This is a genomic window from Phenylobacterium sp., from assembly GCF_037968635.1.
GTDB lineage: Bacteria > Pseudomonadota > Alphaproteobacteria > Caulobacterales > Caulobacteraceae > Phenylobacterium.
This window is the reverse complement of sequence record NZ_JBBKVV010000197.1, coordinates 1-9,310: the sequence shown is the minus strand read 5'-3', so window position 1 is coordinate 9,310 and position 9,310 is coordinate 1. Positions and strand designations below refer to the sequence as shown.

Sequence of the window (9,310 nt, the reverse complement as noted above, 5' to 3'; positions counted from 1 at the left end):
GGCCGGGGGCGCGGCCTTGGGCGCGCGGGGCGCCCGAGCCGTGGTTGGCGCCTTCAGGAAGGCCGGGGCGTGGCTCTCGCCGCCATCGTCGTCGCGCAGCACCGGGGAGGCGTGGGTCTCGGGCGTCACCAGCGGGGCGGCCTGGGGTTCGACCACGGCGAGCGGATCGCGCTCGGGACGGTCCTCGCGGGGACGGTCCTCGCGGTCACGCCAGCGGTCGCGGCGCGGACGGTCGTCACGGGGGCGGTCGTCGCGGTTGCGGTTCTCGCCCTGGGGACGGTCCTCGCGGGGACGGTCATCCCGAGGACGATCCTCGCGCGGCCGGTCATCGCGATTGCGGTTCTCGTCGCGCGGCCGGTCATCCCGGGGGCGGTCGTCACGCGGCCGATCATCACGGGGACGGTCGTTGCGGTCCTGACGGTCGCCACGCGGGCGATCTTCGCGATTGCGGTCCTGGTCCCGGGGGCGGTCGTCGCGGTTGCGAGTCTCGTTCTGGGGGCGGTCTTGCCAACCGTTGGCGCCGCGGGCTTCGACAGCCTCGCCGCCCTCGCCGGCAGATTCTTCCTTGTCGGCCTTCTCGGCGGCGTCAGCGTCAGCCTGGGCCGCGGCCTGGGCGCCGCTTTCGTCCTCGAAGTCGATATCGAAGCCGGAGGAGAATTGGTCGCGTCCGAGAATCTCGCTGGCCGCGCGGGTCGGCTGCATGGCGCGGACGACCCGGAAATAGTGCTCTGCGTGCTGCAGGTAGTTCTCGGCGAGGACCCGGTCCCCGGCCGTGGAGGCGTCTCGCGCCAACTGCTGGTATTTTTCGAAGACGTGCTGGGCGTTGCCGCGGACCTTCGAGCCTTCCGGCCCGTTGGAATCGAACGCCCGGTTGGCGTTCTGCTGCTGGGGCTTCCCGCCGCCGCCGCCGCCACCGCCGCCGCGATTGCGACCGCGCTGACGCTTCATACCCTTGAAATCTCTCATTATTCGCTAACCGTTCCGCCGGCGCTCCAGCTCATGCCGAGATGCGCGGGCTTGCCTTTTCGTCTTGCTCAGGTCCCGTGGACCCGAGAATTCGTGTTGAAGACGTAAGTGTTCCCCGTCTTCCGCCCTGACTTGAGGCGAGCGCCACTTAAAGCCGCGCCTGTCGGTGTGGTGCTCGATTCCTGCTTTTCAGGAGGCCGAAACCCTGGGCACCGACGAATTGGGTGGAGACAGGTATCTGATCTAGCGATTCAGCCCCGAGTTTCCAAGGGGTTTTTCGTGCCTGTGACAACGCGATCGCGTGTGGAGAGGTCTGGGATGGTTCGCACCCCCTGCGCGCCGGCCGCCTTGAACAGGTCCTCGACGGCGGCTTTCTGGTCAAAGCCGATCTCCACGGCGAACATGCCGCCGGGCTTCAGCACCCGCAGGATCTCCGGCGCCAGCAGCCGGTAGTGGTCCAGGCCGTCGGCCCCGCCGTCCAGGGCCAGGCGCGGTTCGTGGTCGCGCACCTCCGGCTCCAGGGTCTCGATCACCTGGCTGGCGATATAGGGCGGGTTGGAGACCACCAGGTCGAAGCTCGCGTCACCCAGGCCCGCGGTCCAGTCACCGCGCAGCAGGGCCAGGCGATCGGCCAGCCCCAGGTTGGCGGCGTTCTCGCGGGCGACCGCGAGCGCTTCCTCCGAGACGTCGATTCCCAGCCCCTTGGCGGCCGGCCGCTCGGAGAGAATCGCCAGGATGATGGCGCCCGAGCCCACGCCCAGGTCCAGCACAGTGAAGCTCATCTGCTCTGGGAAGGCCGGCAGCACCGCGTCCATGATGGTCTCGGTGTCGGGGCGCGGCGTGAGCACGTCGGGTGTGACCGACAGCATGATCTTCCAGAAGCCCTTGCGCCCCAGGATGTGGCTCACTGGCTCGCGGTTCTCCCGGCGCTGCAGATAGTCCGCCAGCGTGGCTTCCTGCTGCGGCGTCAGTTCGCGGTAGGGATCGGCGACGATGTCGGCGCGGGTGGCGTCGGCGGCGGCCTCCACCAGCAGCCGGGCCTCGATCACCGGGCCGTCCAGGTTGGCGGCCTCAAGCCGCTTCTTGGCGCCCTGCCAGGCCTGCAACAGGGTCAGGCTCATCGGACGGGCTCCATCTGGGGAACGGTGCAGGCGTCGCCCACGGTGATCTGGCCGCCGTCGGTGACGTGCATGTAGAGGCCGCAGAACATGTGGCCGTAGTTGTCGAACAGGGCCTTCACCAGATCCATGTCGCGCTCGGCGGTCTCCGGATCCACATGGATGGCGGCGCAGCGGACGATGGGCTTGAACACCTTGGCGCGGGCGAAACCCAGCATCAGTTCGCGTCCCACCCAGTCCATCTCCGCCCAGGGTTCCCAGCCTTCGACATATAGGTTGGCGCGGAATCGCAGGGGATCAACCGGACGGCCGATCTTCTGTTCCAGGTCACGAAGGCTCGCCAGGTTGACGATCGAGACGTGACCCAGGGGGTGGTCCATGAACCGGTGGCCAGTCGCCTGGATCACCTTCAGCTCGCCGCGCACCTCATCTCCCAACAGCAGGGTCAGCCAGGCGGCGAAGGCCGCGCGGCCCGCCTCGTCGGCCATCGAGCCTTCGAAATCGGGCTGGCCCTCGGCGGTGGCGCGCAGGGTTCCTGTCGCCTCGTCATAGGCGGTGCGGGCCTTGGCCACCTGGGCGATGGCCATCAGCACGGTGAACTTCTGCTTGGGAATGTAGGCCGGGGCTTCGGGATCGAAACCCGAGGGTCCGTTCTCCACCGCCCACAGGCGGTCGCAGGGGAAGGGCTGGCCGACGCTCAACATCGCCTGGCTCAGGCGCTCGGGGGTAAACCCCTTGATCGGGTGGCGATAGAGGGCGGCGACGTGACCGGTCATCCCGCCCTGTTGCCGCAAGCTCCCGCCGCGCGCAACCGTCGCCGCGCCGCAATCATGGCGCGGCCTGCGGGTCCGCCTGCCGGGCGGGCAGAGCCGACGATACGGAACGGCTGTCGCCAACAGGGGTTCAAGCTGTGGCTTAGCGTCTGGAGGGTGGGAGAACGTGCGCCGGCTGTTCTCAGGGAAATGGACCAAGGAACGGTTGGCGCCGATCGCGTTCCAGGCCGCGCCCTGGGTCGCGCTCGCGGCGCTGGCCGCCTTCTGGCCGCGCAAGAGCGGCAAGCCCAAGCCCGGCCTCAGCGTCCAGGCCCATGCCGAGCCCGAATCCTTCGAGGTCGCCGAGCCCGGGCGGGGACGCTTGGCCGACGCCCCACACCGCATCCCCATGCGCGGCTGGAAGGACGTCGTGTGGCGCACCTATCGCGAGATCACCCATGACCGGCTGAGCGCCGTGGCCGGCGGGGTGACCTTCTACACCCTGCTGGCCCTGTTCCCGGCCATCGGGGTCTTCGTCTCGCTCTACGGCCTCTTCAACGACGTCACCGCCGTCCAGACCCAGCTCGTCCAGTTCGGGTCTGTCATCCCCGGCTCGGTGATCCAGATCGTCGGCGACCAGATGCTGCGCTTAGCCATGCGGCCCGATGCCTCGCTGAGCGTGGCCTTCGTGATCAGCCTGCTGCTTTCGGTCTGGAGCGCCAACGCCGGGATGAAGGCGCTCTTCGACGGACTGAACATCGCCTATGACGAGGCCGAGAAGCGCAATTATGTGGTCCGCACGGCCATGACCTACGCCTTCACCCTGGGCCTGCTGATCTTCCTGACCCTGGTCAGCGCCATCCTGGTGGCCGTGCCCATCGTCCTGAAGGACATGGGATTCTACGATTTCGCCGACGTCTGGCTGCCCCTGCGCTGGATGTTGATCCTGCTGCTGGCGGCCACCGCCTTTTCGCTGGCCTATCGTTATGGCCCCTGCCGCGCCCGGGCGCGCTGGCGGTGGGTCAGCGCCGGCGGGGCCTTCGCCTCGTTCATGTGGCTGGGAGGCTCCCTGGGCTTCTCCTGGTACGTCAACAACGTCGCCCACTTCGATGTCACCTACGGCTCCCTGGGGGCGGTGATCGGTTTCATGCTGTGGATCTGGTTCTCGGTGATGGTGGTGCTGATCGGCGCCGAACTGAACGCCGAGATCGAGCACCAGACGGCGCTGGATTCCACCACTGGCCCACCCCAGCCCATGGGCGTGCGCGGCGCGGCCATGGCCGACACTGTGGGCCTGGCCTTCCACCTCGATGTGAAGAAGCTGACCTCCAAGGTCTGGATCGACGGCCGCGATCAGGCCGAGCGGGTGCTGGCGGCGGCGCGGCTGCGCAAGCCTTAGCCGAACTCGTCTTCCAAGGCCGAGAGCCGCGCGGCCTGATCCTCGGCGATCAGCGGATTGATCACGTCGTCCAAGCTCTCGCCTTCCATGACTTTCGCCAGGTTGTAGAGCGTCAGGTTGATGCGGTGGTCGGTGACCCGGCCTTGCGGGAAGTTGTAGGTGCGGATGCGTTCCGAACGGTCGCCGGAGCCCACCTGGCTCTTGCGCGCGTCGGCCCGCGCCGTGTCCAGGGCGTCGCGTTGCTGGTCATAGAGCCGGGCCTGCAGCACCTTCATGGCCCGGGCCCGGTTCTGATGCTGCGACTTCTCCGACGAGGTCACCACGATGCCGGTGGGCAGGTGGGTGATGCGCACGGCGGAGTCGGTCTTGTTGACGTGCTGGCCGCCGGCCCCGGAGGAGCGGTAGGTGTCGATCCGCAGGTCCGAGGGGTTGATGTCGATCTCCACGTCCTCCACCTCGGGCAGGACGGCCACGGTGGCCGCCGAGGTGTGGATGCGGCCGCCGGCCTCGGTGTCGGGCACTCGCTGCACGCGGTGGACGCCGCTCTCGAACTTCATGCGGCCGAACACGCCGTCGCCGGTGACCGAGGCGATGATTTCCTTGTAGCCGCCGACCTCGCCCTCCGAGACGCTGTCGATCTCCACCCGCCAGCCCCGCGTGGTGGCGTAGCGCTGGTACATGCGGAACAGGTCGCCGGCGAACAGGGCGGCCTCGTCACCCCCCGTGCCGGCCCGCACTTCCAGGATGGCGGACGCGTTCTCGTCCTTGTCCTTGGGGGCCAGCAGCAGGGCCACCTCGTGCTCCAGGGCCGGCAGCTTGTCACTGAGAACCTGCAGTTCGTCGCGGGCCATGGCGGCCATCTCTGGATCGCCCGACGCGGCCATCTCCTCCAGCTCGGGTCCCTCGGCGCGGACGCGGGCGAGGGTCATGACCGCGTCGGCCACGGGCTTGAGTTCGGCATGCTCCTTGGACAGGCGCACGATCTCCTGGCCGTCGGTGGCCGCGCCCATGCGGGCTTCGATCTCGCGGAAGCGGTCGAGAACCTGGTCGAGTCTGGCTTGGGGAAGGCGCACGGATCAGTTCACCGGGAGAAAACGGAGGCTTCCTCTACCCCCCCGCCGGCCCCTTGCCAAACATCTGATGGCGGACCCCTCGCGCGAGACGCGAGCTGATCTTGCCAAGGTGACGCTTTGGTGCTCGTTAACCGTGATCATGGGGGCATGTCGTACAGCTTGTGTCGGACGTCGCGTTGCTGCGCGCGGGGAGGGCGAAGGTGAGTGATCACCCCACGCCGCCGCCTCCGGGAGCGCAGCCGCAGGCGCAGGTCATCTGCCGCTGCGGACTCGGCGGCCAGGTCGCGCCGGTGATGATCTGCACCTGCCCGGCCGCCCCGGCCAAGCCTGAGGCCCCCCGGAAACCCGCCCCGCCGACCTTCAGCGACCAGGTGCCTGAGGCTTTCGCCCGGGGGTTCAAGGATGTCTGGATCGGCGTCGCGGCGGGCCGCTCCCCCGTAGGGCTGATCGCTGACTGCCGGATGCTGCTGGCCGTCCTGCTCACCGAACTGGAGCGCCGCGCGGGCGTATCGGCGCCGAGTCGCGGCTGGTTTGGCGGTCCGACACAGCTGGGCATGAGGGCCAAGATCGATTCGCTGGTGGCCCGCCACGTCCTGCTGAAGGGCGTCGCCGACCTCGCCAAGCGGATTTCCCAGCTGGAGCCGGGGTCAGAGGTCAACGCCCTCTATCCCATGGGCGATCCGGCCCAGGCCCGCGACTACATGAACCTGATCTGGCAGGTGGCCGACCAGGGGTTTGAGCAGGACCGCTGGAGCCGGACCGGGCACGCGCCCTCGCGTGTGGTTCCCGACGCCAAGGACGGTCATTGAGGGAGATGTTCGCCTTATACCCAATCTGGGCGCCTAAGGTTCGCCTACTGAGAGTTGCCGGGTTACCCGCCGCCGAAGCCGTGCTTATGGTCTGGTCATGCCGTCGATCCTAGAGCCCGAAAAACGAAGGCCGCGCCGGACCGTTTCCCGCAAGGGGGTGGATCCCATGGTGGGCGAAATCGCCGAGGCGCTGCTGCATCTTGGCGGCTCGGCGCATCGCGACCGTGTGCTCGAGGTGCTGGCGATGAACCGTTCGTGGGAAGGCGAGGTCCAGCTCAGCCTGCGGGCCCGCGCCGTAGCCGCCTTCGACGCCCATTCGGGATCGGACCGCGACAGCCGCGGCGTGCGGCCCCTGTTCCGCAGGCCCTTCGGTCCCGGCTCCCATCGCTGGGCGCTCACCGCCGAGGCCGAGGCCTTCCTGCGCGCCGGAGGCGCGGCGGCGGAGGTGGAAGCCTCGGCGAGCCTTTAGACCACCGCCACCTCTAGCTCCGAACCGTCATCGCTCAGATCCACCCCGATCCGCCGGAGTTGGATGAACAGCCGGCGCAGATTGAGGAAGCTTGCCCGGGTCAGCCGGGTCATGCGGTCGCTGGCCATGATTTCGGTGGGCACGATGAGGCCGCCGTCCACCCGCACCAGCAGGCCCTGCTCGATCAGACCCTTGACCTTACGCCGCACCGTCTCGTTGGGAATGCCCAGGGTGGCGGCCAGGGAGACCCCGGTCACCGGGCGGCGCATCTCGTCGGGCGGGAGGCGCACCAGGGTGGCGAGCTGCGCGGTAGATTCGGGATTGGTGGCCAGGTGGCCGACGTTGGCCTCGACGACAGAGGCGAAGACCAGGGCCGCGGTGATGTCGCCGCCGTACTCGCGGTTGACCATCTCTACGGCGCGCAGGATCGCCCCGATCGCCATGCGCACCGCGACGCGTTCCCTCAATTCAATGTCCACATCACGCCCCGTTCCCAAGCGGCGAGCGCCGCTGTCGACACCATTATGGTGAAGCTTCTGGGAAGCGCGATGGCTCCAAACCCCAAATTGGGGTTATTTGACAATGGTTTACATTCGGCGGAACGCGCACGGAAAAGGGCGGGCCGACCCAGGTCAACCCGCCCTTCAGAATTCCGCCGCTCGTGAGAGCGAAAGGTCGTCCTTAAGCGCGGACGCCGGTCAGCGGCGCGTTGCCGAAGGCGCCGAGCTTCACGTTGCCCGACATGCTGTCGCCGGCGACGGTGGCTTCGAATTCCAGCGTCATGGGCATCGGCGAGGTGATGGAGGTGGACCAGGTCAGCTTGTCGCCGTCGACCTTGCCTTCGATGGCCTGCTCACCGGCAGGGGTCTGCGTGGTGCCGGTGAAGGCCCCGCCGTCCGTCTTGATAGAGGCCGTAACCGTCTGCGCGCCCATGGGCGAGTTGATGGTGATCTTCCAGTTGCCGTCAGCGGACATGGTGTCCCTCCCTTATGGTGGCCGGCACCTAATCAAGGCTCCGCGCCCGGCGCAAGTGGTGACGCAGGCGTCAACTTTGGAAATCTCGCTGAACGCGTTCGCTCGTCCTGATGGCCCCCGCCAAACCAGGCGCGCTTACTCGGCGGCTTGCAGGCTCTTGGCGTCCAGTTCTGCGGCCTTGGCCTCGACGAGCTGCACGATGTGTTCGACCATCTGGTCGTTGTCCATCTTGTGGTCGGGCTTGCCGGCGACATAGACCATGCCCGCGCCCTTGCCGCCGCCGGTGAAGCCGATATCGGTCATCAGGGCCTCGCCGGGCCCGTTCACCACGCAGCCGATGATCGACAGGCTCATGGGGGTGGCGATGTGCGCCAGCCGGGCCTCCAGGGTCTCCACCGTCTTGATGACGTTGAACCCCTGCCGGGCGCAGGACGGGCAGGCGATGATGTTGATGCCGCGGTGGCGCAGGCCCAGCGACTTCAGCATGTCGAAGCCGACCTTGATCTCCTCCACCGGGTCGGCGGCCAGGCTGACGCGAATGGTGTCGCCGATGCCGGCCCACAGCAGGTTGCCCATACCGATGGAGGACTTGATGGTGCCTGAGCGCAGGCCGCCGGCCTCGGTGACCCCAACGTGCAGGGGGCAGTCGATGGCGTCCGCCAGCATCTGGTAGGCGGCCACGGTCATGAAGATGTCGGAGGCCTTCACGCTGATCTTGAATTCGTGGAAGTCGTGGTCCTGCAGGATGCGGGCGTGATCCAGCGCGCTCTCCACCATCGCCTCGGGGCAGGGCTCGCCGTACTTCTCCAGCAGGTGGGGCTCCAGGCTGCCGGCGTTGACGCCGATCCGCATGGAGCAGCCGTGATCGCGGGCGGCCTGAATAACCTCGCGCACCCGGTCGGGACGGCCGATGTTGCCCGGATTGATCCGCAGACAGGCCGCGCCGGCCTTGGCCGCCTCGATGCCGCGTTTGTAGTGGAAATGGATGTCGGCCACGATCGGGACCTTGGAGGCCTTCACGATGGTCGAAAGCGCCGCCGTCGATTCCACGTCAGGGCAGGAGACGCGGACGATGTCGGCCCCGGCCTCTTCCAACTGACGGATCTGGTCGATGGTCGCCGCGGCGTCTGCCGTCAGCGTATTGGTCATCGACTGCACGGTGATCGGGGCGTCGCCGCCCACCTCGACATTTCCCACCCGGATCTTGCGCGAGGGCCGGCGGGTAATGGTGCGCCACGGGCGGAGGTGGGTGTGATCGTGAGCGGTCATGGCGGACAAAATAAGCCTCCCGCCGCGAAATCCCAAGCTGCTTCCCCGCGAATGTGGGGGGCGGCTATTCCGGCGTGCTGAGCTTGGAGACCAGGGTCTGGGCCGCCGGCAGCAGGCCCTTGCTCCGGCCGCTCACGAAGACCTGGACCGAGGAGGGCTCGGCGACGTCCACCGTCAGGCCCTTGAGCATCGGCGCCCGGTAGGCTTCACCCGCCGCGAGCTGGCGGGCGAAATAGACCGAACCATCGGCGCCGCGCGCGATCAGCGAGGTGGGCTTGCGCGCCTGCAGCGTGACCACCGAGCCTGCCGCCGGGGCGCCAAAGATCGCGCCATTGGCCACGAAGACGGCGGCGAGCGGCGCGCTGGGGACGGCGATGACAGTTTCGGGATGGGCCTTGGCCAGCTTGGCGGCGTCGTCGGCGGCCTTGCTGGATCCGTCACCGGCGGTGGCGGCCTCCAGGCCCGGGGTCTCATAGGGGG

The 9,310-nt window shown here is 68.1% G+C and carries 11 protein-coding genes; 3 read left to right on the top strand and 8 right to left on the bottom strand.

Translation table 11 applies throughout. From position 1 onward, the window contains the following. From AAC997_RS20815 to AAC997_RS20805, 3 genes are all read right to left on the bottom strand, one after another. On the bottom strand, nt 1–966 hold a 966-nt coding region (locus AAC997_RS20815), incomplete at its 3' end, for a DUF4167 domain-containing protein (protein WP_340647623.1). 251 nt (nt 967–1,217) lie between these two features. After that, nucleotides 1,218–2,087: a peptide chain release factor N(5)-glutamine methyltransferase gene (gene prmC, locus AAC997_RS20810; RefSeq protein WP_340647622.1), complete on the bottom strand. Its 870-nt coding sequence runs from the start codon at nt 2,085–2,087 to the stop codon at nt 1,218–1,220. Beyond that, nucleotides 2,084–2,860: an MOSC N-terminal beta barrel domain-containing protein gene (locus tag AAC997_RS20805; RefSeq protein ID WP_340647621.1), complete on the bottom strand. Its 777-nt coding sequence runs from the start codon at nt 2,858–2,860 to the stop codon at nt 2,084–2,086. The genes prmC and AAC997_RS20805 overlap by 4 nt, the downstream gene beginning before the upstream one ends. 163 nt (nt 2,861–3,023) lie before the next feature. Here AAC997_RS20805 and AAC997_RS20800 point away from each other — a divergent pair, with 163 nt between their 5' ends. After that, complete coding sequence (locus AAC997_RS20800; RefSeq protein ID WP_340647620.1) at nt 3,024–4,235, top strand: YihY/virulence factor BrkB family protein; 1,212 nt, start codon at nt 3,024–3,026, stop codon at nt 4,233–4,235. Here the strand turns inward: AAC997_RS20800 and prfA are convergent. After that, nucleotides 4,232–5,308, bottom strand: coding sequence for a peptide chain release factor 1 (gene prfA, locus AAC997_RS20795; RefSeq protein WP_340647618.1), 1,077 nt, complete (start codon nt 5,306–5,308; stop codon nt 4,232–4,234). The two genes, AAC997_RS20800 and prfA, sit on opposite strands and share 4 nt — an antisense overlap. Nucleotides 5,309–5,508: 200 nt before the next feature. On the opposite strand from prfA, the gene AAC997_RS20790 reads away from it, so the two are divergent. Further along, a complete protein-coding gene (locus tag AAC997_RS20790) occupies nt 5,509–6,117 on the top strand; it encodes a hypothetical protein (RefSeq protein ID WP_340647617.1) in 609 nt (202 codons plus the stop codon). 166 nt (nt 6,118–6,283) lie between these two features. Beyond that, nucleotides 6,284–6,586 (top strand): hypothetical protein, encoded by a 303-nt coding sequence (locus AAC997_RS20785; protein WP_340647616.1) that lies wholly within the window; start codon nt 6,284–6,286, stop codon nt 6,584–6,586. Here AAC997_RS20785 and AAC997_RS20780 read toward each other — a convergent pair. The 4 genes from AAC997_RS20780 to AAC997_RS20765 all read right to left on the bottom strand — a co-directional run. Then, nucleotides 6,583–7,053 carry a DeoR family transcriptional regulator gene (locus AAC997_RS20780; protein WP_340647615.1) on the bottom strand — a complete coding sequence of 157 codons (471 nt, stop codon included), beginning with the start codon at nt 7,051–7,053 and terminating at the stop codon, nt 6,583–6,585. The two genes, AAC997_RS20785 and AAC997_RS20780, sit on opposite strands and share 4 nt — an antisense overlap. Before the next feature lie 214 nt (nt 7,054–7,267). Beyond that, nucleotides 7,268–7,561, bottom strand: coding sequence for a hypothetical protein (locus AAC997_RS20775; RefSeq protein ID WP_340647614.1), 294 nt, complete (start codon nt 7,559–7,561; stop codon nt 7,268–7,270). A 135-nt stretch (nt 7,562–7,696) separates the two neighbouring features. Beyond that, complete coding sequence (gene ispG, locus AAC997_RS20770; protein ID WP_340647613.1) at nt 7,697–8,830, bottom strand: flavodoxin-dependent (E)-4-hydroxy-3-methylbut-2-enyl-diphosphate synthase; 1,134 nt, start codon at nt 8,828–8,830, stop codon at nt 7,697–7,699. Nucleotides 8,831–8,894: 64 nt separating this feature from the next. Next, the coding region (locus AAC997_RS20765) for a RodZ domain-containing protein (RefSeq protein WP_340647612.1) at nt 8,895–9,310 on the bottom strand (416 nt) is incomplete at its 5' end.